General features: G+C 73.4%; 17 protein-coding genes and 1 pseudogene. 10 read left to right on the forward strand and 8 right to left on the reverse strand.

Going from position 1 to position 24,859, the window contains the following annotated elements; translation table 11 throughout:
• The first annotated feature begins 3 nt into the window (after positions 1 to 3).
• The 3 genes from ACPPVO_RS04765 to ACPPVO_RS04775 are packed head-to-tail and all read left to right on the forward strand — an operon-like array spanning position 4 to position 2,736.
• Entirely contained in the window at positions 4 to 744 is a 741-nt protein-coding gene (locus ACPPVO_RS04765; protein ID WP_426510057.1) for a cytidine deaminase, read from the forward strand.
• The gene (locus tag ACPPVO_RS04770; RefSeq protein ID WP_426510058.1) at positions 741 to 2,018 is read left to right on the forward strand and encodes a thymidine phosphorylase; all 1,278 of its coding nucleotides are present in this window, start codon (positions 741 to 743) and stop codon (positions 2,016 to 2,018) included. The genes ACPPVO_RS04765 and ACPPVO_RS04770 overlap by 4 nt, the downstream gene beginning before the upstream one ends.
• Before the next feature lie 37 nt (positions 2,019 to 2,055).
• Positions 2,056 to 2,736: a DUF4272 domain-containing protein gene (locus tag ACPPVO_RS04775; protein ID WP_426510059.1), complete on the forward strand. Its 681-nt coding sequence runs from the start codon at positions 2,056 to 2,058 to the stop codon at positions 2,734 to 2,736.
• On the opposite strand, the gene ACPPVO_RS04780 is transcribed toward ACPPVO_RS04775, so the two are convergent.
• On the reverse strand, positions 2,733 to 3,554 hold the full coding sequence (locus ACPPVO_RS04780) for a putative RNA methyltransferase (protein ID WP_426510060.1): 822 nt from the start codon (positions 3,552 to 3,554) through the stop codon (positions 2,733 to 2,735). The genes ACPPVO_RS04775 and ACPPVO_RS04780 overlap by 4 nt on opposite strands.
• 17 nt (positions 3,555 to 3,571) lie before the next feature.
• Between ACPPVO_RS04780 and ACPPVO_RS04785 the strand changes: the two genes are divergently transcribed.
• From ACPPVO_RS04785 to ACPPVO_RS04805, 5 genes are all read left to right on the forward strand, one after another.
• Positions 3,572 to 4,663, forward strand: coding sequence for an adenosine deaminase (locus tag ACPPVO_RS04785; protein ID WP_426510061.1), 1,092 nt, complete (start codon positions 3,572 to 3,574; stop codon positions 4,661 to 4,663).
• A 324-nt stretch (positions 4,664 to 4,987) separates the two neighbouring features.
• Positions 4,988 to 8,581 (forward strand): nitrate- and nitrite sensing domain-containing protein, encoded by a 3,594-nt coding sequence (locus tag ACPPVO_RS04790; RefSeq protein ID WP_426510062.1) that lies wholly within the window; start codon positions 4,988 to 4,990, stop codon positions 8,579 to 8,581.
• Positions 8,578 to 8,982 (forward strand): roadblock/LC7 domain-containing protein, encoded by a 405-nt coding sequence (locus ACPPVO_RS04795; RefSeq protein ID WP_033358336.1) that lies wholly within the window; start codon positions 8,578 to 8,580, stop codon positions 8,980 to 8,982. The genes ACPPVO_RS04790 and ACPPVO_RS04795 overlap by 4 nt, the downstream gene beginning before the upstream one ends.
• 98 nt (positions 8,983 to 9,080) lie before the next feature.
• Positions 9,081 to 9,458 carry a DUF742 domain-containing protein gene (locus tag ACPPVO_RS04800; protein ID WP_360380076.1) on the forward strand — a complete coding sequence of 126 codons (378 nt, stop codon included), beginning with the start codon at positions 9,081 to 9,083 and terminating at the stop codon, positions 9,456 to 9,458.
• The gene (locus ACPPVO_RS04805) at positions 9,439 to 10,041 is read left to right on the forward strand and encodes a GTP-binding protein (protein WP_360380073.1); all 603 of its coding nucleotides are present in this window, start codon (positions 9,439 to 9,441) and stop codon (positions 10,039 to 10,041) included. Before ACPPVO_RS04800 ends, ACPPVO_RS04805 begins: the two co-directional genes overlap by 20 nt.
• 291 nt (positions 10,042 to 10,332) lie before the next feature.
• On the opposite strand, the pseudogene ACPPVO_RS04810 reads toward ACPPVO_RS04805, so the two are convergent.
• The 5 genes and pseudogenes from ACPPVO_RS04810 to deoC all read right to left on the reverse strand — a co-directional run.
• Positions 10,333 to 10,671: pseudogene (locus ACPPVO_RS04810) on the reverse strand (transposase); the annotation flags it as partial.
• A gap of 3,377 nt (positions 10,672 to 14,048) precedes the next feature.
• On the reverse strand, positions 14,049 to 15,275 hold the full coding sequence (locus ACPPVO_RS04815; protein WP_426510063.1) for a DNA primase: 1,227 nt from the start codon (positions 15,273 to 15,275) through the stop codon (positions 14,049 to 14,051).
• Between the two features lie 92 nt (positions 15,276 to 15,367).
• Positions 15,368 to 16,225, reverse strand: coding sequence for an aldehyde dehydrogenase family protein (locus ACPPVO_RS04820; RefSeq protein ID WP_426510064.1), 858 nt, complete (start codon positions 16,223 to 16,225; stop codon positions 15,368 to 15,370).
• Positions 16,215 to 17,645, reverse strand: coding sequence for an aldehyde dehydrogenase family protein (locus tag ACPPVO_RS04825; protein ID WP_426510065.1), 1,431 nt, complete (start codon positions 17,643 to 17,645; stop codon positions 16,215 to 16,217). The genes ACPPVO_RS04820 and ACPPVO_RS04825 overlap by 11 nt, the downstream gene beginning before the upstream one ends.
• Positions 17,646 to 17,647: 2 nt before the next feature.
• Positions 17,648 to 18,586 carry a deoxyribose-phosphate aldolase gene (gene deoC / locus ACPPVO_RS04830; protein WP_360380061.1) on the reverse strand — a complete coding sequence of 313 codons (939 nt, stop codon included), beginning with the start codon at positions 18,584 to 18,586 and terminating at the stop codon, positions 17,648 to 17,650.
• 25 nt (positions 18,587 to 18,611) lie between these two features.
• Here deoC and upp point away from each other — a divergent pair, with 25 nt between their 5' ends.
• On the forward strand, positions 18,612 to 19,253 hold the full coding sequence (gene upp / locus ACPPVO_RS04835) for a uracil phosphoribosyltransferase (protein WP_360380058.1): 642 nt from the start codon (positions 18,612 to 18,614) through the stop codon (positions 19,251 to 19,253).
• 92 nt (positions 19,254 to 19,345) lie between these two features.
• Here upp and ACPPVO_RS04840 read toward each other — a convergent pair whose 3' ends face one another.
• Both ACPPVO_RS04840 and ACPPVO_RS04845 read right to left on the reverse strand, forming a co-directional pair.
• A complete protein-coding gene (locus ACPPVO_RS04840; protein WP_426510066.1) occupies positions 19,346 to 20,977 on the reverse strand; it encodes a phospho-sugar mutase in 1,632 nt (543 codons plus the stop codon).
• A 19-nt stretch (positions 20,978 to 20,996) separates the two neighbouring features.
• Positions 20,997 to 22,949, reverse strand: coding sequence for a serine/threonine-protein kinase (locus tag ACPPVO_RS04845; protein ID WP_426510067.1), 1,953 nt, complete (start codon positions 22,947 to 22,949; stop codon positions 20,997 to 20,999).
• A gap of 599 nt (positions 22,950 to 23,548) precedes the next feature.
• Between ACPPVO_RS04845 and ACPPVO_RS04850 the strand changes: the two genes are divergently transcribed.
• Positions 23,549 to 24,859: an amidohydrolase gene (locus tag ACPPVO_RS04850; protein WP_426510068.1), complete on the forward strand. Its 1,311-nt coding sequence runs from the start codon at positions 23,549 to 23,551 to the stop codon at positions 24,857 to 24,859.

Raw genomic sequence — 24,859 nt, forward strand, 5'->3', positions numbered from 1 at the left:
CTTGTGAACTCTGTACCGGTTGATTGGGACGCGCTGCGCAGCGCGGCGGTCTCGGCCATGGAAAGGGCGTACGCGCCCTACTCGAAGTTCCCGGTCGGGGCCGCCGCGCTCGTCGACGACGGCCGGGTCGTCGTCGGGTGCAACGTGGAGAACGCCTCCTACGGCCTCGGCCTGTGCGCCGAGTGCGGTCTGGTGTCGAGCCTGCAGGTGAGCGGCGGCGGCCGGCTGGTCGCGCTGGCCTGCGTGGACGCCGACGGCCGCCCGCTCATGCCGTGCGGGCGCTGCCGGCAGCTGCTGTGGGAGCACGGCGGCGCCACGCTGCTGATCGACCACGCGAGCGGGCCGCTGCCGATGTCGGCGCTGCTGCCGTACGCCTTCGACGACACCGATCTTTCGCGCATCGGGAGTCTCGTGCGGGCCCAGGAGCGCGAGGTCGGCCTCAACCCCACGGTCCCGGCCGCGCTCGCGCTCAAGGTCGGCAGCGGCACGGTCTTCGTGCACCCGGACATCGCCGACGGGCGGCAGGTCTGGACGTCGTACTGGGAACGCTCTTCCGGCACCGGTGAGGACGAGCCGGCGGGCATCCTGGAGGAGGGCCCGATCTTCGCCACGGCGGCCGAGGCGGTCGACTGGGGCCGCATCCGAACCCCCCGCGTGATCGTCGTCGACGCGCAGGGCACCGCGAGCTGGGCCGGGGACACCCCGCGCCCGGCCGGCATCGAACAGGACTGGAGCAGCCGATGAGCTTCGCGGCCGTGGACGTCATCCGCGCCAAGCGCGACAAGGGCGTGCTGAGCGACGAGCAGATCGACTGGGTCGTCGCCGCCTACACCCGCGGTGAGGTCGCCGACGAGCAGATGTCGGCGCTGGCGATGGCCATCCTGCTCAACGGCATGACGCCGGGGGAGATCGCCCGCTGGACCGCGGCCATGATCGCCTCGGGGGAGCGGCTGGACCTGTCCGGGGTCGGGCGCCCGACCGTCGACAAGCACTCCACCGGCGGGGTCGGCGACAAGATCACGCTGCCGCTGACGCCGCTCGTGGCCGCGTGCGGCGCGGCGGTACCGCAGCTGTCCGGCCGGGGGCTCGGCCACACCGGCGGCACGCTGGACAAGCTCGAGTCGATCCGCGGCTTCGGCACGAAGCTGTCCAACGAGGAGTTCACCGAGCAGCTGCGCACGGTCGGCGCGGCGATCTGCGCCGCCGGCGAGGGCCTGGCCCCGGCCGACCGCAAGCTCTACGCGCTGCGGGACGTCACCGGCACGGTCGAGGCGATCCCGCTCATCGCGAGCTCGATCATGAGCAAGAAGATCGCCGAGGGCACGTCGGCGCTGATCCTCGACGTGAAGTTCGGCTCGGGCGCGTTCATGCGCGAGGTCGCCGACGCCCGGGAGCTGGCCCGGACCATGGTGGAGCTGGGCAAGGCACACGGCGTGACAACGGTCGCGCTGCTCACCGACATGCACACGCCGCTCGGCCGCGCCGTCGGGCACTCCGTCGAGGTCGAGGAGTCGCTGGAGGTGCTGGCCGGCGGCGGGCCGCAGGACGTCGTCGCGCTCACGCTGGCCCTGGCCCGGGAGATGCTCGACGCGGTCGGCCTGGGCGACGCCGACCCGCAGCAGGCGATCGCCGACGGCCGCGCGATGGACTCGTGGCGGGCCCTGGTGCGGGCGCAGGGCGGCGACCCCGACGCCCCGCTGCCGGTGGCCAACGAGGTCGAGACGATCACCGCGGCGGCCGACGGGTTCGTGTCGGGCCTCGACGCGTACGCGGTCGGCGTGGCCGCCTGGCGCCTCGGGGCCGGCCGCGCCCGCAAGGAGGACCCGGTCAGCGCCTCCGCCGGGATCATCCTGCACCGCCGGCCGGGCGACCCCGTGCACGCCGGTGACGTGCTCATGGAGCTGCGGGCCGAGGATGCCGCGAAGCTGCCGGCGGCGCTGGAGGTGGCCCGCGGGGCGGTCACGCTCGCCGCGTCGCCCCCGCCCAAGCGGCCCCTGATCCTCGACCGGATCTCCTGATGGAAAGACTGTCCGAACGGTTGGTTATTGTGCGCGGATGAGCACGACGGCGCCGGACCCGCAGCGGGTGCGGGAGGCGAGCCTCGAGGAGCTGCACCGCCTGCGGCTCCCCCTCCCCCCGCCCGACTTCCCGCTGATCTGGGAGCCGGGGGACCAGGTCGACCTGCGCCCCGGCCCCTCGATCGAGGCCCGGGCCGCCTGCCTGAACGTCGTGCTGGCCCGGGCCTGGGGCCTGCCGCCCGAGCTCGGCGTGCAGTGGCTGGCCGAGGCGCGCCTGGTCGAGTGGCTCACGCCGGAGGAATGGCGGTTCGTCGCCGAGGCCGACGGCGACGAGCGCGCGTTCGCCCGGCACGTCGAGGCCCTCTTCACGCTGGCCTGGCTGCTGGGCATCGCGATGGACCTCGACCCGCTGTGGGGCGCGGCCGAGGGGCTCATGGAGCGGCTGCCCGACCTGGCCCAGGGCGAGAGCTTCGACACCTGGCGCCGGCGCACCCTGGCCGCCCCGCGCTCGGCGCTCGAGGCGGCCCGGCAGCTGGACCTGTATTACTGCCTGGACTGGGCGCTGCGGGAGTGCGAACGGCGGGGGCTGCCGCTGCCGGGGCAGCTGGACGCGAGCGCGGCGGGGCAGCGGCGGTGGGCCCTGGAGTGGGCGGTGGTGTTCGCCGGGCCGTACCACGGCGCGCCCCCGGGCTGGGGGCAGGTGGACCTCTCGACCTAGGTACGAGCGCGCCACACGGTGAGGTCGACGTCGAGCGTGGCGGCGACCGGCTCCGGCATCCCCTCCAGCGCGGCCCGGATCGCGTCCGGGTCGGTGTGCCATGCGCTCGGGCCCATCCCGACGAGGGCGTGGGCGTCGGCGCGCGTGAGGGCGAGCGGGGCGCGGACGCGGTGCTCGCCGGCCGGTACGAACCACGGGTCCAGGCTTTTCCGCAGCCGCTCGCGCTTGGCCGGGTCGACGCGGATCAGGCCGAGGGCGTCGACGAGCTCGGCCAGGTGACCGGCGGCCGGGGTGGCCACCACCAGGGCGCCGCCCGGGCGCAGGACGCGCGCGAACTCGGCCCCGGAGCGGGGCGCGAAGACGTCGAGGACGACGGCGGCGGCGTGGTCGGCGACGGGCAGGCCCTGCCAGATGTCGGCGCGGACGGCCCCGATGCGCTCGTGGGCCCGGGCGGCCCGGCGCAGCGCCGGCTTGGAGGTGTCGACCGCGAGCCCGTCGCCGCCGGCTCGGATCGCGGCGGCCAGGTAGTGCGCGGTACCGGCGCCGACCTCCACGACCAGGCCCGGCCGCTCGTGCGCGACAAGCTCGGCCACGGCCGCGGTCAGGGCGCCGAAGTGCCCGGCGGCCAGCAGCGACTCCCGGGCCGCGACCATGTCCGCGGTGTCGCCCTTGGCGGGCCGGCCGGCGGTCAGGTCGACGTACCCCTGCCGGGCGACGTCGAACGAGTGCCCCTGCGGGCACCGCAGCGCGGTATCGGCGCGGGCGAGGGGGGCGCGGCACACGGGACAGCGCAGATGTGTGACGACGGTGGGTTGCACACCACTAGTGTCGTTGCATGGCTATCCCTTCTTCGGCGGCCCCAACCCTCGACGAGATCCGTCGCGCGCCCAAGGCCCTGCTCCACGACCACCTCGACGGGGGTCTGCGCCCCGCCACGATCCTCGACCTCGCGGCCGGGATCGGCCACGAGCTGCCGGCGGCCACGCCCGAGGGCCTGGGCGAGTGGTTCGTCGCGGCCGCGGACTCGGGGTCGCTGGAGCGGTACCTGACCACGTTCGCCCACACCGTCGCCGTGATGCAGACCGCGGACGCGCTGCACCGGGTCGCCCGCGAGTGCGCGCTCGACCTGGCCGCGGACGGGGTGGTGTACGCCGAGGTCCGCTTCGCGCCCGAGCAGCACCTGGAGGCGGGGCTGACCCTGCCCGAGGTCGTCGAGGCGGTGCTGGACGGGTTCCGGGCCGGCTCGGCCGAGGCGGCCGCGCAGGGCACCCCGATCCGCGTCGGGACCCTGCTCACGGCGATGCGCCACGCGGCGCGCTCGATGGAGATCGCCGAGCTCTCCATCCGGTACCGCGACGCCGGCGTCGTCGGCTTCGACATCGCCGGGGCCGAGGCCGGGTTCCCGCCCACGCGCCACCTGGACGCCTTCGAGTACCTCCAGCGCGAGAACTCACATTTCACCATCCACGCCGGTGAGGCGTTCGGCCTGCCGTCCATCTGGCAGGCGCTGCAGTGGTGCGGCGCGGACCGGCTCGGGCACGGCGTGCGCATCGTCGACGACATCGGCGCCGGGGGCACCGGCAACGCGCTGGGCCGCCTGGCCGCGTATGTTCGCGACAAGCGCATCCCGCTGGAGCTGTGCCCGTCCTCCAACGTGCAGACCGGCGCCGCCCCCTCGATCCGTGAGCACCCGATCGGCCTGCTGCGTGACCTGCGCTTCCGCGTCACCGTCAACACCGACAACCGGCTCATGAGCGGCACGAGCATGTCGCGCGAGATGGCTCTGCTGGTGGAGGCGTTCGGCTACGGCTGGGCGGAATTGCAGTGGTTCACGGTAAATGCGATGAAGAGCGCGTTCATTCCGTTCGACGAGCGGCTCGCCCTGATCAACGACGTCATCAAGCCGGCATACGCCAAGCTCACGTGATGTCCGGATTTGTCACCGGCCATGATCCGGAGCTTGGTGAGGGTTCGGTATAAATGCCTTCAAAATGGACATTCTCTTCAGTCTTACACATAAAGCACAGCGGCAGACCTGGGCTTTCTTCTTGGCACGGGACATGGTGGAATCTCGGAGGTCTGGCCCAGTAGGGTCGGCCGGTCGCGGGTGCCTGCTGTTTCACAAGGCGCCGGTTCGGAGGGCGGTGAAGTGAGCAAACGGCCATCGACGCAAGAGCCGGTCTCGTCGCGTCTGCGTTTCCCGATCGGCCGGCTCCGAGACCTGCCGATCTGGTCCAAGCTCGGTCTCATCATGATCGTCCCGATCATCGCGACGATCGTGGTCGGCACGAACGGTCTCGTCGGCAACATCGGTGAGGCGAACGACGCCGACCGGGCCCGCACACTCTCCGGGCTCTCCGCCCAGGCCTCCGCCCTCGTGCACGAGCTGCAGAACGAGCGGGCCAACGCGGCCATGCTGCTCGGCCAGCTCAACACCGACGCGGCCGTCGAGGCCCGCAGCATCTTCGAGCGGCAGACCCAGAAGAGCGACGACGCCAGCAAGGACTACCGGCTCACCCGGTCCGGCCTGGCCGACCCGCCCGAGGACTTCCGCAAGCAGCTCGCCTCGATCGACACGCAGCTGCAGGACCTGCCCGGCATGCGCAAGCAGATCACCGAGGGCAGCAAGGAGATCCTGGCCAGCACCGTTGTGGCCCGGTACAAGTCGCTGATCGACGACCTGCTCAGCATCCGCGACAGCGCGGCCGAGCTGTCGAACAACCCGTCGCTGGGCGCCGACATGCGCGCCGCGGCCGCCATCTCGGAGATGAAGGAGCAGGTGGCCCTGGAGCGGGTCGTCGGCATCCGGGCGCTCACGACGAAGGCCTTCACGCCGCAGCTGCGCAAGGAGTTCCAGTCCGCGCTGACCGGCCAGGACCAGGCCGAGGAGCAGTTCCGCACCAACTCCCAGCCCTGGCACCGCGACCTGTTCGACAAGAAGCGGTCCGGCTCGGACCTCAAAGAGGCCTCCACCTTCGAGGGTGTGCTGGGCCCGCTGACCATCGAGCAGCTGCCGGGCGACATCTTCACCGCCACCGCGTGGGACAACGCCATGATCAACAAGGCGAACCTGCTGCGGGGCATCGAGATCGAGTTCGACGACCACAACATCGACAGCGCCACCACGGCCCGCAACGACCTGCAGCGCCGGGTGCTCGTCACCGCCGGCGCGCTGCTCGGCATGCTGCTGCTGGCGATCCTCTTCGCCTGGATCGTGGCCCGGTCGATGGCCCGCTCGCTGCGCGAGCTGCGTCACGGCGCGCTCACGGTCGCGCAGTTCGGCCTGCCCCAGGCGGTGCAGCGACTGCGTGACCCGGCGCTGGCCACCCAGATGTCGCCGCACCAACTGGCGCTGCAGATCGCCGAGCCGCTGCCGATCCGCAGCCGCGACGAGTTCGGCCAGGTGGCCGAGGCGTTCAACGCCGTCCACCTCGAGGCCGTCCGCACCGCCGCCGAGCAGGCCGCCCTGCGGGCCAGCGTCGCGACCATGTTCGTCAACCTCGCCCGCCGCTCCCAGATCCTGGTCGACCGGCTCATCGGCCACCTCGACCGGCTGGAGCGCGGCGAGGAGGACCCGGACCACCTGGCCGAGCTCTTCCAGCTCGACCACCTGGCCACCCGGATGCGCCGTAACGACGAGAACCTCCTCGTCCTCGCGGGCGCCGACTCCACGCGCATCCAGCGCGAGCCGGCTCCGCTGATGGACGTGCTGCGCGCGGCGCAGTCCGAGGTCGAGCACTACACACGCATCGAGTTCGGCATGATCGACCGGGACATCGAGATCTCGGCGCACTCGGTCAACGACATGGTCCACCTGGTCGCCGAGCTGCTGGACAACGCGACGGCGTTCTCACCGCCGGACTCGGCCGTCATCGTCGAGGCCCGCCGCGTCGGCGACCGCGCCGTGCTGCTGGTCGAGGACCACGGCATCGGCATCTCGCCCGAGCAGCTCGCCGAGCTCAACGACCGGCTCGCCAACCCGCCGATGGTCGACGTGGCCGTCTCCCGGATGATGGGCCTGGTCGTGGTCGCCCGGCTGGCGGCCCGCCACGGCGTCAAGGTCGAGCTGCGGGCGGCGCGCGAGCGCGGCACGATCGCCGACATGACGCTGCCGGCCGGCGTGCTCGTGCCGCGGGCGCTCTCCGGGCGCGCCGCCGCGGGGATGCCGACCGCCGGCATGCCCGCCGTCGGCCCCAACGACGTCGTGCAGGCCCGGCCGATCCCGTCGACCCCCGCGCCGCGTTCCCCGCTCGCCTCGCCCCTGGCGCTGGAGAGCGGCCCGACGCCCGGCGGTCTGGGCGGCGGCTTCGCGGGCGCCGGCACCGGCCCCGGTGGCGGCCCCGGCAGCGGCGGCGGCCCGCGCTTCGGCACCCTTACCAGCAGTGGCCTCTTCGGCGGCGACCGCCCCGACCGCAGCAACGGCGGCGGCACCGGCGAGCGCCCGACCGTCAACGGCTTCGCCAACGGCGCCCCGCCGCGCCCGGCCCCGCCCGCGCCACCGGCCCGCCCGACGCTCCCGCCCGGTGGCGGCGGCTTCGGCGGCGAGGACACCGGTGGCTTCCGGCGCGGGGACACCGACGGGTTCCGCCGCGGCGACACCGGGGACACCGGTGGCTTCCGGCGCGGCGACACCGACGGGTTCCGGCGCGGCGACACGGGCGACCCCGGCGGCTTCCGCCGGGGCGACACCGGGGACACCGGTGGCTTCCGCCGCGGCGACACGGGCGGCTTCCGGCGCGACGGGAGCGGCTTCGGCCGTGACCCCGAGCGCGACGCCGGCGGCCGCAACGGCCTCGGCGCGGAGCGCGGCCCGGCCGAGCGTGGCGGCGGGCGCAACCTGCCGGCCTGGTCCGACCTCACCGGCGCCGGCGACGTCAGCGACGCCGGCGGCGAAGAGGCCTACCGGCGCGACCGCGACGACGCGCCCGGCGGCCCGGGCGGGCTCAACCCGCTGCCCCAGCGCCGGTCCAACGACACCTGGCCCGCCGACGGCGAGACGGGCGACGCCGAAGAGGCGGGCGGCCCGATCCCGCGGCAGCGCCCCGGCTTCCCCGGCGCCTACGACGACGCCCCGGCCGGCTCGGGCATGCCCGCGCCCGCCGCTCCGCCGTCGCCGTGGCCCCCGGCCGACGCCCAGCCGCCGCAGCGGCCCGCGCCGCAGCCGGAGCCGTACGCGCCGGTCGACATGACCGCGGAGATTCCGCGCGTCCGGCTCGACTGGGACCCGGCGCCGAGCGAGAGCGAAGCCCCTGATTCCCGGCAGCGCTTCGTCGACGAGACGATGGAGCTGCCGATCTTCCGGGAGCTGGAGTCCGCCTGGTTCACGACCAAGCGCCAGCCCCTGGAAGACCTGACGCCCCCGGCCGCCGCTCCGGCTCCGGCTCCGGCCGCAGCTCAGCCGCCCTCGGCCAGCCCCCGGCCGGTCGAGGTCACCTACAGTGAGGCGCCGTCCCCATACGTCCCGCCGCAGCGATTTGAAACCCGCACTCCGGGTGAACCTTCGCGAGGTTCGGCCGACCGGGCGTCGAGCGGTTCGACAGTAAACTGGCACACTGCGGCAGACGAAGGATGGCAAGCGGCAGCGGCAATCGCCGAGGCGCAGGAATTCACGACGACCGACACGGGTTTGCCCAAGCGTGTGCCGATGTCGCAGCTGGTTCCAGGTGGCGTTGAGAAGAACACCGCCGTTGCGCACAAGCGGACGCCGGAGTCCGTGCGCGGTCTGTTGTCGGCGTATCACCGAGGCGTTCAGCGGGGCCGCACGCGGTCCGACGACTCGAAAACCCCGGAGCCGACTTCGGCCGGGCCTCAAAACTCGCAGGTTGGCAAGGAGCACGAGGCATGACATCTACGCAGGATCTCGGTTGGCTGCTCGCCAACTTCGCGGACCGAGTGCCGGGGGTCGCCCACGCGGTCGCCGTCTCGGCGGACGGTCTGCTGCTGGCTGCTTCTCGCGACCTGCCCCGCGACCGCGGTGATCAGCTGGCCGCGATCGCGTCCGGTCTGGTGAGCTTGACGCAGGGCGCGTCCCGCTGCTTCGAGGGCGGGGCCGTGTTGCAGACTGTCGTCGAAATGGACAACGGCTTCCTGTTCCTCATGTCGATCTCCGACGGTTCGTCGTTCGCGGTCCTCGCGGCCCGCGCGTGCGACGTCGGTCAGGTCGGCTACGAAATGGCATTGCTGGTCGACCGGGTCGGCGACGCGCTCACGCCGCCGCCTCGCCCGACGGCCTCGATGCTCGGCTGAAGCTGAACCAGGTGACAGAGCAATATCTCTTAGCTGTACCAACGACGTACTCATTGGCTGCTTACGAGGCCCGACGAGTGAGGAGGTGAACGGCGAACATGGCCGAACGCGATGAGCCAACGGGCGCGTTGGTAAGGCCGTACGCCGTCACCCGAGGTCGCACCCGGCCCAAGCTGGAAATCGCGATCGAGGCGCTGGTCGAGACCACCGTGCGTGGCCGGGCGGCCAATACCCGGCCGGGTGGTGCTCACGGCCAGGAGCAGCAATACATTTCAACGCTTTGCGACGGTCGCCTGCAGTCTCTGGCCGAGATCGCGGCGCGCATGCAGCTCCCGCTGGGTGTCGCCCGCGTCATCGTGGCGGACATGGCTGCCGATGGACTGGTCGCGGTGTACGAGCCGGCCTCGCTCGACGAAAACGAGTCGGTGGGCACAGAACTGCTTGAGAGGGTGCTGAGTGGACTTCGGAGGCTCTGACGTGGCGCACCGCCCAGGGCGGGTCACGTCAGCGAAGATCGTCATCGCCGGCGGTTTCGGCGTGGGCAAGACCACACTGGTCGGCTCGGTCTCGGAGATCACGCCGCTGACCACCGAGGCCATCATGACCTCCGCCGGTGTCGGTGTCGATGACACCCGCAACGTGCCCGGCAAGACGACGACCACGGTCGCGATGGACTTCGGTCGTATCTCGATCGACCGCGACCTGATCCTGTACCTGTTCGGCACCCCGGGCCAGACCCGTTTCTGGTTCATGTGGGACGAGCTCGTGCGGGGCGCCATCGGGGCGGTCGTCATGGTGGACACCCGGCGCCTGGCCGACTGCTTCGCCGCGATCGACTTCTTCGAGCACCGGCGGCTGCCGTACCTGGTGGCCATCAACTGCTTCGACGGCGTGCAGTACCACAACGCCGACGACGTGCGGGAGGCGCTCGCGGTCTCGAGCGACGTGCCCGTCGTGTCGTGCGACGCGCGCTCGCGGGAGTCGACCAAGAACGTGCTCATCTCCCTGGTGGAGTACGTGCTGTCGATGCGCCGAAGCCGTGCGACCGCGCCGGCGTAGCGCCGGCACGACAACAGCCGCACCCACTCAGCCACAGACGCGCACCGAGCCCCCGTGAGGGACGCCCGGTGCGCGTTTGCGTTGGCGGGGATCACGCTGCGTTGCGCACCGAGTGCGGAACGCGGCGGTTTCCGTTTCCGGCCCCGCTGAGCGCTTCAGACCCCCTGGGTGTACTCGCTACCACACCGGGCGAGCCTGAGCCGCCCACGGCCCGCACAGGGCCGTCAATGTACCGGCAGACAGCGAGGGCCGCCCCGGCTGACCGGGGCGGCCCTCGACGTGCTCGATTCGCTAGCGGCGGGCGGAGCGGTACTCGTACTCGCGCTCCTGGTAGTCCCGGCTCGCCTCGCGGCTGAAGTCCCAGCCGCCCGCCGACTCGCGGCCCGGGCGGCCGCCGACCGAGAAGCCGCCGACCTCCTGCCCGCGGCGCCAGCCGCGGAAGTAGCCGGTCGTGTGCGCGGCGATCTGGGCGGCGTCGCGCACGATGCGCAGCGGCCGCTCCGGGTTGGCGTTGACCGGGGACCCGGGCACCAGGTTCTGCTGCGGGACGCGGCGCGGGAGGCCGGAGCGGGTCTCGTCGCCGATCTCCGGCGCGCTGGCCCGCTGGGCCGCCTGCCACGCCGTGTCGTTCGAGTTCTCCCAGCTCGGGTTCGGACGCTCGGCCTCGCCGGTGGACTCGGCGTCGCTGTCCCAGTCGGTGAACCAGGCCGAGCGGGCGGCCGCGAAGATCAGCAGGTCGCCGTCGCCCTCGTCGGCGGGCTTGCCGGCGTCGCGCTCGGCGGCCGGGGCGCGGCGGCTGCGGCCGGCGCCCGTGCCGGTGCTGCGCGCGGTGGCGCGCTCCGCCGGGCGGTCCGAGTCGACCAGGCGCAGGGCCGGGGGCTCGAAGCGGAACTCGCCGCTGTACTCCCCGCTGAGCTCGTCGACCGGGTAGCCGCTCGTGAGCGCCGGGTCGGCCACGGGGGCCGGCTCGACGAGGCGCAGGCCGCCGGCCTCGACCGGCAGCTCGCCGGTCTGCCACGGCGGGGGCACGCGGCCCTCGCGCTGGCGGGGCAGCTCGACGTGGCGCTCGGCCGTCCGGGCCCGCTCGCTGCGCGGGATCTCGGTGCGGGCCCGCTCGGAGCGGGGAATCTCGGTCCGGGCCCGCTCGGAGCGCGGGATCTCGGTGCGCGAGCGCTCCGAGCGCGGGATCTCCGTGCGGGACCGCTCGCTGCGGGCCGGCTCGGCGTCCTGGTCGTGCTCGGCGTGCCGCGACCCGGCGTGGGTCTGGGCGGCCGCCTGCTCGGCCCGGTCGCGCTCGGCGCGCCGCTCGGCCCGGGACAGCCCGTCGGCGGTGGACTCGGCCCGGGACCGGGTCGAGCGCTCGCCGTTGAGCGGCGGGAACTCGCCGGAGCCGAACGCGCTCAGCGCGTCGGCCGTCTCCGACCCGCGCCGCGGCATGGGGGCGGCGTCCGTGCCGCGGGACCTGGTGCCGGACGCGCTCAGCGAGCCCGAGGTGGACTCGAGCGCCGCGTCCAGCGCCGAGAAGTCCGGCGGCTGCGGGATGTCGCTCAGCCGCGGCAGGCTGCTCAGCTCCGAGGAGGAGGCGAGCGGGTCCGCGCCGAACTTGTAGGCCGAGGTCTCAGTGGTGGGCGTGTCCGCCGAGCCGAGCGGCCAGCGCGCGCTCGCGGCGCTCGCGGCGTCAAGCGTCGGGGGCTCGCCCAGCGCGCTGAGGTCGCTCAGCCGCACGCCGCTGTCGAACGCGCCGCCCGAGGTGGGCGCGGCCGGGGTCACCGGCGCGGCCGGCGGGACGGGCGACGGGGCGGAGAGCGGGTCGTAGCCGAAGGAGTCGAAGCGCGGCGGCTCGTGCCCCCCGATCAGCGGGGCGATGCCCGGCGGCGGGGACGGCATGAGCGACGTGAACTGCGGCTCGTTCGACGACGACGTCGGCTGCGGCGGGATCACCGGGGTCGGCGCGACCGGCGGCGGCGCGACCGGGGCCGGGGCCACCGGCAGCGGCGCGACGGGCCGGGGCTGCGGCGGGGCCGCCTGCAGCGGCACCGGGATCGACTGCATCGAGGCCGGGGTCGGCGCCTGGCCCTGGTACGACGGCGTCTGGCCCTGGTAGGTCGGCGGCGCGGGCGGCGCGGGCGCGTACATCGGCGCCGGTGCCTGGTAGGCGGCCGGCTGGTACGGCGGCGGGGCGGCGTGCGAGCCCGGCGCGTAGCCGGGCGGGGTCGACGTCACCGGCGGCGCCGAGGGAACCCCGTACGCCGGCGGGGCCGACGAGATCGAACCGTAGGCCGGCGGCCCGGACGGGACCGAACCGTAGGCCGGCGGGCCCGACGGGACCGAGCCGTACACCGGCGGCGCCGACGGGACCGAGCCGTACACCGGCGGGGCCGACGGCACGTAGCCGGGCGGCGTGGAGACGACCGGCGGCGTGGAGAGCCCGGCCGGCGGTCCGGAGACGACGGCGGCGGCGGACCCGATGGTCGCCGGGGGCGCCGACACGACGGGCGGCTGGGCCTGCGACGGCATGACCGGCGCGTTCTGGGCGCGGCGGCGGCCGCCGACGGACCGGGCGGTGGCCGACTCCTCGGCGCGGGCCACCTCGGCGGCGCGCGAGGCGCTCTCGGCGGCGCGGCTCGCGGCCTCGGCGGCCCGGGTCGCGGCGCGGGAGCGGGTGGGCGTCGCCTCGCTCGCCACGGCGGCCGGCCGGGCGTTGGCGGCGACGGCGGCGGCCCGCGAGCGGGACGGCGCGTTGTCCTGGACGGCGGCCGGGCGCAGCGGGGTCGCCGGGGTCAGCGGCGACGCGCTCGCGGGGACCGACTGGTTGAGCGGCGCGGCCGGGCTCAGCGGCGTGGCCGGGCGCTGCCGGTTGGGCAGCGTGCGGTGGCCGGCCGGGCTCATCTTGTCGGCGAGCACCGCGACGAGCGCGTTGGCCGCGGCGTCGCCGGCCCGCACGGCCGCGACGGACTGCCGGATGGTCTCGGCGACCGCGGTGGTCATGGCCCGGTTGACGCCGGTGCGGCGGGGGGTCTCGGCGATCGCGACACGCAGCGCGGTGATCGCCTCGCCCAGCGTGACGGCGTCGGCGACCCCGGCCTTGGCGAGCTCGGCGACGACCGCCTGGTCGCCCTTGCGGCCGGTGGCGCCGCCGCCGAGTATCCCCGGCTCGGGCAGCGCGTCGAGGATGGCCAGCGGGATCGACTCGGCCGGGTCCGGGTAGGCGCGCAGGGCCGCGGGGTAGAGCTCGCGGAGCACCTCGCGCAGCGTGGCCGCGGCGCTCTGCCGGCCGGAGACGACCGCGGCGTGCGCGGCGAGCACCGGCTTGAGCGGCAGCATGTCGCGCGGCGGGCTCTGGCCGACCGCGGAGAGGACGCCGGCCTGCAGGGCCCGGGCGAGGCCGACGGCGCGGCGCTCGGCGGCGTTGGACTGGATCTCCTCCGGCGACTCGTCGTCGGCGAAGCGCTCGGCGTAGTCGTCGGCCGAGTCGTCGTCGGTGAACGCGAGGTTGCGGCCCGCCGCGGTGAGCAGCTGGGTGACGACGTGGTCGTCGCTCTCGGCCGCGACCGCCACGGCGGAGGTGCCGCCGGAGCGCTGCGCCAGCAGAGCGCTGAGCTCGGCGTAGCCGCCGGCGTCGTCGCTCACCTCGCAGATGTCGATGAGTCGGCCGGCGTCGTCGACGACCGCGACGGTCAACCAGATGTCGGAACCCGACTGCGGCTCGGCGGGGTCAGCCGACGCCAAACCGCAGTACACCCGAACGAGCGCCACCGCGTCGTCCTCCTCTCGGGACATTAGTTGAGCTTTCGTCACATCGACGGAGACTGTCCCGGCGCCCCGCCGTCGTGTTACTGCAGGTCAAACTGAACGACCTCTAGTGAACAGGTTGCCGGCCGGTGACGCGATCAGCCGAAACGGCTGAATACCCCGTTGGCTGATCGTCGTCCACCGCCACACCCGTCCGGCTAGGGGCCGGGTCGCCGTGCCGAAATGCCCACGGCTTAGATCCTGTCGGTCACAAATCAATCACGCCAGTCCACGGCGGCAGAAATTTTGCCGATAATCGTCCGCCAGCCGAGTGCTGCCTGTTGTGCCCCGATTTTCTTGAGCCGGCGCTTGGCGAAGAATCCGCCCACGCCGCCCGACGCCGCAGCTCGCAGGCCCTCGTCGAGGTCGTCGAGGGGGGAGCCGGGGGAGAGCGCCGTGCGGACCGCTTCGAGGCGCAGAGCGTAAGCAAGGTCACGTGCCGCCTCGCCCGCGCCGAGCAGCAGCTCGGAGTCCCAGGCGTCCTGGCCGCCGCGGAGGTTCTCGACCACGAGGTCGAGCTCGTAGCGGTTCTCGTCGGAGGGCACGACGGCCGCGACGGTGATCCGCTTCTTCAGGCTCTCCCAGGTGTCGAGCTGGGTCAGGTCGTGCTCGGCGTCGGTCTGGACGAACTCGACCAGGCCTTCGGCGGAGCGGAAGAGCAGCAGCTTGCCGCGGTGGGAGAGGAACGCCGGAACCTCCTCGGGCTCGGCTTCCTCCTCCTCTTCTTCCTCTTCGTCCTCGTCCTCGGCGTCGGCCTCGTCGTCGACATCGTCGGCGTCGTCCTCGTCCGACTTGTCGGAGTCCTCGTCCAGCTCCGCGGCCTCGTCGAGGTCCGAGTCGTCCGAATCGTCGGAGTCCGCGGCGTCCTTCCGCGCGGGCTTCTTCTTGTCGGTCTTCGATGAAGCTTCCACGACGGCCGGCTCCGGCTCGTCCTCGAACAGCTCCGCGTTCTCGAGGATCACGACCCGGTCGTCGTCCTCGTCCTCCGCCGGGCGCCGGTGGAGGATCGCGAAGTCGTCCTCCTCCTCGTCGACCTCGGTCGGGGTCAGCTCGGTGTTGAGCCGGTACGCCCGCAGCGTGTAGCCGACCCCCTTGGGCAGCGCGATCTCGACGGGCTCGACGCGCACGTCGTTCCACATCGCGTCGGCGAGGGCCGAGCGCTCGCCGGCGCCGTCCTCCTCGTCGACGTCGTCCTCGTCGAGGTCGGCGTCGGCGTCCTCGGCGTCCTCGTCGTTCTCGGCATCGTCGGCGGCGTCGACGTCCTCGACGGTGTCGACCTCGTCGTCGATCGCCTCGACGGCGTCCACTTCCTCCTCGACCGGCTCGACCGGCTCGGCCGCGGGCGCGGCGGGCGCCGCGGCCGGCGCGGCCTTGCGCGGAGCGTTGCGCGATGCCGCTGGGCGCGACCCCGCGGGCCGGGAAGAGGGAGACTGGCGGGCCACTGTGACCTCCGTAGTCGGGCTCGGCGTGCGGGCACATCAGGGCCTGTGTGGCCTCGCGCACAAAACACCCTAGTGTGCACCGTCTGCGGCGGTCAGACCCCCTTGGGGTGCCAGACCGTCTTGATCTCCAGGAGCGAGAGCATGCGCGAAACGCCGGGGTCGGCGCCCCAGTCCGGAGTACTCGGTCGGATCACCCGCTTCAGGTTTTCCGCCGCGGCCGCTTCCAACTCCTTCGCGAGTGTGGGGTCTGTCACACCGGTCAGGTCGATGGCGTTGACGTCCATGTGCGCGGCGAGCCAGGGCGCCATCTCGGCGACCGAGCCGGTGAGCAGGTTGACCACGCCCCCGGGCAGGTCGGAGGTGGCGAGTACCTCGGCCAGGGTGACGGCCGGCAGCGGGCGCTCGGGCGCGGCGAGCACGACGACCGTGTTGCCGGTCACGATCGCGGGTGCGATCACGCTGACCAGCCCCAGCAGCGAGGAGTCGGCGGGGGCGACGACCCCGACGACGCCGGTCGGCTCCGGGGCGGAGAGGTTGAAGTAGGGACCGGCGACCGGGTTGGCCCCGCCGTGGACCTGGGCGATCTTGTCGGCCCAGCCGGCGTACCAGACCCAGCGGTCGATGGCCGCGTCGACGACGCCGGCGCCGGCCCCCTCGGCCGCGGCGACCTCCTCGACGAACTGCGAGCGGCGCCCCTCCAGCATCTCCGCGACCCGGTAGAGGATCTGCCCGCGGTTGTACGCGGTCGCCCCCGACCACTTCGCCACGGCCGCCCGGGCCGCCTTCACGGCGTCGCGGACGTCCTTGCGGGAGCCGAGCGCGGCGTTGGCGAGGAACTCGCCCGAGGCCGACTGCACCTGGTAGGACCTCCCCGACTCGCTGCGGGGGAACGCGCCCCCGATGTACAGCTTGTACGTCTTGCGGACGGCCAGCCGGCCTTCAGTGCTCAAGGTAGGCCTCCAGCCCGTGCCGGCCGCCCTCGCGGCCGTAGCCCGACTCCTTGTACCCGCCGAAGGGTGAGGTCGGGTCGAACTTGTTGAACGTGTTGGCCCACACGACGCCGGCCCGGAGCCGGTCCGCGATCTGCAGGATGCGCGAGCCCTTCTCGGTCCAGACGCCGGCCGAGAGCCCGTACGGCGTGTTGTTGGCCTTCTCCACCGCCTCGTCCGGCGTGCGGAACGTCAGCACCGACAGGACCGGCCCGAAGATCTCCTCGCGGGCGATCCGGTGCGCCTGGGTGACGCCGGTGAAGATCGTCGGGGCGAACCAGAAGCCGCGGTCGGGCAGCTCGCACGGGGCCGACCAGCGCTCGGCCCCCTCCTGCTCGCCGACCTGCGACAGCTCCCGGATGCGGGCCAGCTGGGCCGCCGAGTTGACCGCGCCGACGTCGGTGTTCTTGTCCAGCGGGTCGCCGACGCGCAGCTGCGCCATGCGGCGCTTGAGGGAGGCGAGGAACTCCTCGGCCACCGACTCCTGCAGCAGCAGCCGCGAGCCCGCGCAGCACACGTGGCCCTGGTTGAAGAAGATGCCGTTGACGACACCCTCGACCGCCTGGTCCAGCGCCGCGTCGTCGAACACGATGTTCGCGGCCTTTCCGCCCAGCTCCAGCGTGAGCCGCTTCTCAGTGCCGGCCACCGCCCGCGCGATCGCCCGCCCGACCTCGGTCGAGCCGGTGAAGGCGACCTTGTCGACGCCCGGGTGCTCGACCAGCAGCCGGCCGGTGTCGCCCGCCCCGGTGATGATGTTGACCACGCCCGGCGGCAGCTCGGCCTGGCGGCAGATCTCGGCGAACAGCAGCGCGGTCAGCGGCGTGGTCTCGGCCGGCTTGAGCACGACCGTGTTGCCCGCGGCCAGCGCCGGGGCGATCTTCCACGCGAGCATGAGCAGCGGAAAGTTCCACGGGATGACCTGGCCGGCGACGCCCAGCGGGCGCGGGTCGGGGCCGAAGCCCGCGTACGGCAGCTTGTCGGCCCACCCCGCGTAGTAGAAGAAGTGCGCGGCGACGAGCGGGATGTCCACGTCGCGCGACTCGCGGATCGGCTTGCCGTTGTCCAGCGACTCCAGCACCGCCAGCTCGCGGCCGCGCTCCTGGATGATCCGGGCGATGCGGAAGAGGTACTTCGCCCGCTCCCGCCCGGGCATCGGGCCCCACACCTTGTCGTAGGCGTGCCGGGCGGCGTTCACGGCGGCGTCGACGTCGGCCGCGTCGGCGCACGCGATCTCGGCGAGGGTCTCCTCGCTGGCCGGGTTGATCGACTTGAACGGCTCGCCCTTGCCGTCGACGAACTCGCCGCCGATGAACAGGCCGTAGGACGAGGCGATGTCGACGATGGCGCGCGACTCGGGCGCGGGGGCGTATGAGAATTCCATCGCTAGTCCAGGGTGAAGTAGTCGGGGCCGCTGTAGTGGCCGGTGGCGAGCTTGGTGCGCTGCATGAGCAGGTCGTTGAGCAGCGTGGACGCGCCGAAGCGGAACCGGTCGGGGTCCAGCCAGTCGGGCCCTGCGGTCTCGTTGACCAGCACGAGGTACTTGATGGCGTCCTTGGCGGTCCGGATGCCCCCGGCGGGCTTCACGCCGATGACCCGCCCGGTCTCGGCCCGGAAGTCGCGCACCGCCTCCAGCATCACCAGCGTCACCGGCAGGGTGGCGGCGGGCTGGATCTTGCCGGTGGAGGTCTTGATGAAGTCGGCGCCGGCCAGCATCGCCAGCCAGGAGGCGCGGCGCACGTTGTCGAGGGTGGCCAGCTCCCCGGTCTCGAGGATGACCTTGAGGTGGGCCGGGCCGCAGGCCTCCTTGACCGCCGCGATCTCGTCGTGCACCTCGGCGTAGCGGCCGGACAGGAACGCGCCGCGGGAGATCACCATGTCGATCTCGTCGGCGCCGTCGGCGACCGCGGCGCGCGTGTCGGCCAGCTTCACCGCGAGCGGGGCCTGGCCGGAGGGGAAGGCGGTGGCCACGCTGGCCAGGTGGACCTTCGAGCCGCGCAGGGCCGCCGCGGCCCCGGCGATCATCGCGGGGTACACGCAGATGGCCGCCGCGCTCGGGCAGCTCGCGTCGGCCGGGTCGGGGCGCACCGCCTTGGCGCACAGGGCGCGCACCTTGCCCGGCGTGTCCGAGCCCTCCAGCGTGGTCAGGTCGACCATGCGGATCGCCAGGTCGATGGCCTGGGCCTTGGCCGTGGTCTTGATCGACCGGGTGCCCAGCATCGCGGCGCGCTGTTCGGCGCCGACCTGGTCGACTCCCGGCAGGCCGTGCAAGAAGGTCCGCAGCGCGCCTTGTGAACGCGGCGTGACCTCGGCGGTGAGGCTCATGGTGAAAATACTAGGCTCTCGCATCGTGGACGTACTCGTGGTGGATCACCCCCTGGCCAAGTCGCGACTGACCGCGATGCGCGACGAACGCACCGACAACGGGGCGTTCCGCGCCGCGTTGCACGAGCTCACGACGATGCTCGTGTACGAGGCGGCACGCTCGTTCGCCACCGAGCAGTTCCCGGTGAAGACGCCGGTCGCGACCGCCGAGGGCACCCGGCTGGCCCGTCCGCCGCTGCTCGTGCCGGTGCTGCGGGCCGGGCTGGGCATGTCCGACGCCGCTCTGGGGCTGCTGCCGGAGTCGTCCATGGGGTTCGTGGGCCTGGCGCGCGACGAGCACACCTACGAGCCGCGCGCCTACATGGAGTCGCTGCCGCGCGACCTGTCCGGCATCCCGGTGCTGGTCCTCGACCCGATGCTGGCCACCGGCGGCTCGCTGGAGCACTGCGTGCGCCTGCTGGTCGACCGAGGTGCGACCGACATCACGGTGCTGTGCGTGCTGGCCGCCCCGGCCGGCATCGAGCGGCTGGCCAACAGCGGCCTGCCGATGCGCCTGGTCACCGCGGCGATCGACGAGCGGCTCAACGAGCACATGTTCATCGTCCCGGGCCTGGGCGACGCGGGCGACCGCCAGTTCGGCGGCATGCCCCGCTTCGGCGACGCCTGAACTTAAAACCTTGCTTAAGAAAGGTCGCCGTAACGAGGGATTACGGCGGCCTCGCCCTTGAACGGGTGAACGGGGCCGGCCTTACGTTGACGCTATAGGCCGAGCGCCTCCGCGGTCTGGGTGCGCAGGGCGGCGAGCGCGGCGGACGCGCGCTCCCGGGCCCCGGCGATGTCGCCGCCGGCGACGGGCTCGACGACCTCGAGGTACGCCTTCAGCTTCGGCTCCGTCCCCGAGGGCCGGACCACGACGCGGGTGGTGCCGGCGCGCAGGATGAGCACGTCGGACTCGGGCAGCCGGTCCTCGACCGCCGTCACCGCCTCGTCGAGCAGCTCGGCCGGCGGGCGGGAGCGGATCGTGGCCATCATCTCCGCGATCTCGTTGAGGTCCTCGACGCGCACCGAGAGCTGGTCGGTGGCGTGCACCCCGTAGCGCAGCGCCAGTTCGTCGAGCCGGTCGCCCAGCGTGCGCAGCTCGGCCTTGAGCCCGGCGGCGAGCTCGCAGACCAGCAGCGCGGCGGTGATGCCGTCCTTGTCGCGCACCATCCCGGGGGCGACGCAGTAGCCGAGGGCCTCCTCGTAGCCGTACACCAGGTCGTCCCCGGCCCGCACGATCCACTTGAAGCCGGTCAGCGTCTCGCCGTAGGGCAGCCCCCGGTCCGCGCACAGGCGGGACAGGAGGCTGGAGGAGACGATGGTGGTCGCGTAGCGGCCCCGGACCCCGCGGCGCATGAGGTGGTCGGCCAGCAGCACCCCGACCTCGTCACCCCGCAGCTGCCGCCAGACCCCGCCGGCGGCGTAGGCGACCGCGCACCGGTCGGCGTCGGGGTCGTTGGCGATGGCGATGTCGGCGCCCTCCCGCGCGGCCAGCGCCAGCAGCAGGTCGGTGGCGCCGGGCTCCTCCGGGTTGGGGAAGGCCACGGTCGGGAACTCGGGGTCGGGCTCGGCCTGCTCGGCGACGACGAACGGCTCCGGGTAGCCGGCCGCGGCGAGCGTGGCCGCGAAGACCTCCCGGCCGACGCCGTGCATCGGGGTGTACGCGACCGCCAGGTCCCGCGGCACCTCGGGGTCGATGACGCCGAGCGCGGCGTCGACGTACTCGCGCACGATCCGCTCGTCGAGGACCTCGCCCGGCGGGCCGAGCGGCACGTCGGCGAGCGGGCCCACCGCGCGGATCGCGTGCTCGATCCCGGCGTCGGCGGGCGGGACGAGCTGGGCGCCGTCGGCGAGGTACACCTTGTAGCCGTTGTCCTGCGGCGGGTTGTGGCTGGCGGTGACCATGACCCCCGCGGCCGCCCCGAGGTGGCGCACGGCGAAGGCGAGCACCGGGGTCGGCAGGGGCCGGGGCATGAGCAGCGCGCGGCGGCCGGCGCCGGTGGCGACCCGGGCGGTCTCGACGGCGAAGGCGTGCGAGCCGTGCCGAGCGTCGTACCCGATGACCAGGGGACGCTCGTCGGGCGCATGGGGCCCCCCGCTGGAGGCAGGGCCCTGCGCGGCGAGCCAGCGCACCAGGCCGGCCGCGGCGCCGCGCACGACCGCGAGGTTCATCCCGTTCGGACCCGCCCGCAGCGGCCCGCGCAGGCCCGCGGTGCCGAAGCGCAGCGGGCCCGCGAACCGGTCCGCCAGCTCGGTGTCGTCGTCGAGGACGGCCTGCAGCTCGTCCCGGCTCGCCGGGTCGGGATCATCGGCGAGCCAGGCCTCGGCGACCGAGCGTAGGGGGGAGGTCATCTGCCTTTCATAACACGGCTCAGCCCCCGGTCGTCGCCGTAGTGAGCTTGAAGCTGGCGACCATCTGCTCGAAGATCGCCTTGCTCTCGGCGAACCGGGCGTCGGGCACCGTCACGAAGAAGTGGTAGGCCTTGCCGTTGACCACGACCGCGTCCCACAGCGCGTGGCGCAGGTGCTCGCCGGAGCCGCAGGTGTACTCCAGGACCGCCGACGTCTGCCCGTCGAGCTTGCCGGCGTTGAGGCCGACCCGGCTGTACGGCGTCTCGCAGCTGCTGGGCGTGGTCTGCAGCCGCTTCTCGGCCGACTCCAGGAACGCCTGCGGGCTGGCCGAGGCCTTCTCGATGTTGACCCGGATGCGGCGGTTGGCGTCGGTCGGGTCGGTGATGTCGAAGTACGGCGCGGCGGCGGTGCCCTGCTGCTTCTTCGTCCAGCCCTTCGGCACGCTGACCGTGATGCCGCCCGGATGGATGAACGGCTCCACCTCGAACGACGGGCCGGCCGGGGCGCTGGAGCCGCGGGCGCTGGGCGCCCCGCCCTTGTCGCCGCCGTCGCCGGAGAACAGCCCAGCCGCGGCGCCGATGCCGAGGAACAGCACGAGCACGACCGCGGCCGCGACCCCCGCCTTCATCCAGCTCGGGGCGGCCTTGACCCGCGCGGTGAGCCCGCTCGCGCCACCGCCGAAGGTCCGGCCGGAGCCGGGCGGGGTGGACGTGGTCGGGCCCTGGGCCCAGTCGTCCTGGGCGTACTCGGGCCCGTAGGCGTTGTACGTCTCGGCGCCGGTGCGCTCCAGCTCGACCTCGTGCGGGCCGGCCTGGGCGGGCGCGCCCGAGCTCATCCGCCGCAGCGCCCCGCTGACCGTCTCGCCGGGCGCCATCATGGCCCGCCCGCCGATCTGGCCGCTCGGCTGCTGCGGGTGGACCATCGTCGGCTGGTGGGCCGGGCGGACCACCGCGTAGGGGTCGGTCATGTGCGCCGGCGCGTTGCTGGCCAGCGGGCCCGCGAGCAGGTCGCGCAGGACGGCCCGGGCCGTCTCGACGTTCCAGCGGCGGGCCGGGTCCTTCTCCAGCAGCCCGTAGAGCACCCCGGCCAGCGGCCCGGCGCGCATCGACTGCGCCGGCGGCTCCTCGACGACGGCCCGCATGGTCTCGAACGGGTCGCGCTTGTCGAACGGCGGCCGGCCCTCGACGGCGGTGTACAGCGTGACGCCGAGCGAGAACAGGTCGCTCGGGGGCCCGAACTTGGCCCCGATGGCGCGCTCGGGCGAGATGAAGTGCGGCGAGCCCAGCACCATGCCGGGCGTCGTGAGCTCGCTGTCGGTGGGCATGCGGGCCACGCCGAAGTCGGTGAGCACGCACCGGCCGTCGCCGCAGATGAGCACGTTGGCCGGCTTGACGTCGCGGTGCAGCACCCCGGCGGCGTGGGCCACCTCGAGCGCGCCGAGCAGCGCGATGCCGATCTTGGCGACCGCCCGGGCCGCGAGCGGGCCGTCCTCGACGATCATCTCGGCGAGGCTGCGCGCCTGGAGCAGCTCCATGACGATCCAGGGGCGTCCGGCCTCGGTCACGACGTCGTACACCTGTACCACCGCGGGGTGGGAGAGCGCGGCGGCCGCACGGGCCTCGCGCAGGGTCCGCTGGTACATCGAGTCGCGGTCGCTCGGGGCGAGGCCGGGCGGGAGGATCACCTCCTTGACCGCCACGTCGCGGCGCAGCAGCGTGTCGCTGGCGCGCCAGACGGTGCCCATGCCGCCGTGACCGATGGCGGTGCGCAGGGCGTAGCGCCCGCCGATCACCACACCGGGCGCGGCGCGCTGCCCCGGAACCGGGGGAGCGGTCGAGCCGGGCTCGCGTGGCGAGGCGGGTCCGTTGGAGGTGGAGTCGGAGCCGCGCGCAGGTTCGCGCCCGGCTCCGGCCGAGGCCAGAGCACCGGTGGGTGGCAGGGGCTCGCCATGCCACGTCGGAAGCTGAGTCACAGGCAGTTAACCGTCATGGGGAGAGGGGAGGTTGACTTCTCGCCCCACTATCTTGCGTGTTCTTGGCCGCCGACGAAAGGTGGGGTCCGGTCCTTCACCGTACCGTGACCCGAAGACAACGGACCGTACTGGCCATGTAGCCCTGCGGACGGTTGCAGGATTGAATTCGTTCATCCGGGGAACCTGAACAGACGGATGAAGCGTCTAGCAGGTGACGGAAACCATTCGGGAACGTCGGCGACTCGGCTTTCCTGGATTCTGAACTCCGCCGGCCGATAGTCGGACGAGGGGTGCGTCGCCGGGTTCCGGGGTCATGCCACCCTGCGACGTCTTCCGTCACTGTGTGTTGAACAGTGGCGACGCAACTCACGGCATCGTCGCGAAAAACTTCTCGCGACGCCGCGTGACCGTGGCGCCGGTCACGCGTTAGAGGGGGTGAGGTGGCGCCTGCTGTTCGGCGCCTTTAGCAGCGGTTAAGTGACGCTCAGCTATTCCGGCATCACGAGAATGATGTTGCGCTCCGTCACCTTGACCCGGTTAGTCTGTCCATGGCACGCATGGGGCGGGCCGCTCCTTTAGACCGAAATAGAGAACTCACCGTGACGAGAGCGCTGACGCTGACCGAGACCGCCGCCACGGCGGCGCGCCCGGTTGGCAGGTTGACGTCGTCGAGGGCCGAGCGGCTGTCCGAGGGCTGGCCCGAGACCCCACCCGGAGCCGATCCGCTGCCCGGACAGCTCGACCGCTGGCTTGCGTCCCGCGGTGCCGAGCTCGTAGCGATCCGTCGTCACATCCACGCCCACCCGGAGCTGTCCGGCCAGGAGTTCGAGACCGCGGCACTGATCGCCCGCGAGCTCACCCGCGCCGGGCTCTCGCCCCGCCTGCTGCCCAAGGGCAACGGCCTGATGTGCGACATCGGCCGCGGCGACAGCGTCATCGCGCTGCGCGCCGACCTCGACGCGCTGCCGCTGCCGGACACCAAGGACGTGCCGTACCGCTCGACCGTCGACAACGTCTGCCACGCCTGCGGCCACGACGTGCACACCACGATCCTGCTCGGCGTCGGCCTCGCGCTGGCCCAGCTGGCCGAGCGCGGCGAGCTGCCCGGCCGGGTCCGGCTGCTGTTCCAGCCGGCCGAGGAGACCATGCCGGGCGGCGCGCCCGAGGTCATCGCGGCCGGCGCGCTCGACGAGGTCGCCGCGATCTTCGCCCTGCACTGCGCGCCCCAGCTGCCCGTCGGCCTGGTCGGCGTGCGCTCCGGGCCGTTCACCGCGGCCGCCGACAAGATCGAGGTCCGGCTCAGCGGCCGCGGCGGGCACACCGCCCGCCCGCACCTGACCGCCGACCTCGTGCACGCGCTCGGCCGCATCCTGGTCGACGTGCCGTCGCTGCTGGACCGCAAGCTCGACGCGCGGGCCGGGGTGTCGATGGTGTGGGGCGCGGTGCGGGCCGGCGAGGCCGCCAACGCCATCCCGATCGAGGGCATGGCCCGCGGCACGATCCGCGTGCTCAGCCGCGAGGCCTGGCGCGACCTGCCGGAGCTGGTCACCAAGCTCGTCCACGACGTCATCGCGCCCACCGGGGCCGACGTCGAGGTGACGTACACCCGCGGCGTTCCGCCCGTGGTCAACGACCGGCTCGCCACCGCGATCATCGCGGGCGCGGCCGGCGCCGCCCTGGGCCCCGACCGCGTGGTCGAGGCCGAGATCAGCATGGGCGGCGAGGACTTCGCCTTCTACCTGGAGAACGTGCCCGGCTCGATGATCCGGCTCGGCACCGGCATCCCCGGATCGGAGACGAAGTTCGACATCCACCAGTCGGCCTTCGACGTCGACGAGCGGGCGATCGGCCACGGCGTGCGGATCATGGTCCACACGGCATTGGCCGCGCTGAGCGCCGGCGCGTTCTGA

The sequence above is a fragment of the Dactylosporangium sp. McL0621 genome (genome assembly GCF_049995355.1).
Taxonomy (GTDB): Bacteria; Actinomycetota; Actinomycetes; order Mycobacteriales; family Micromonosporaceae; genus Dactylosporangium.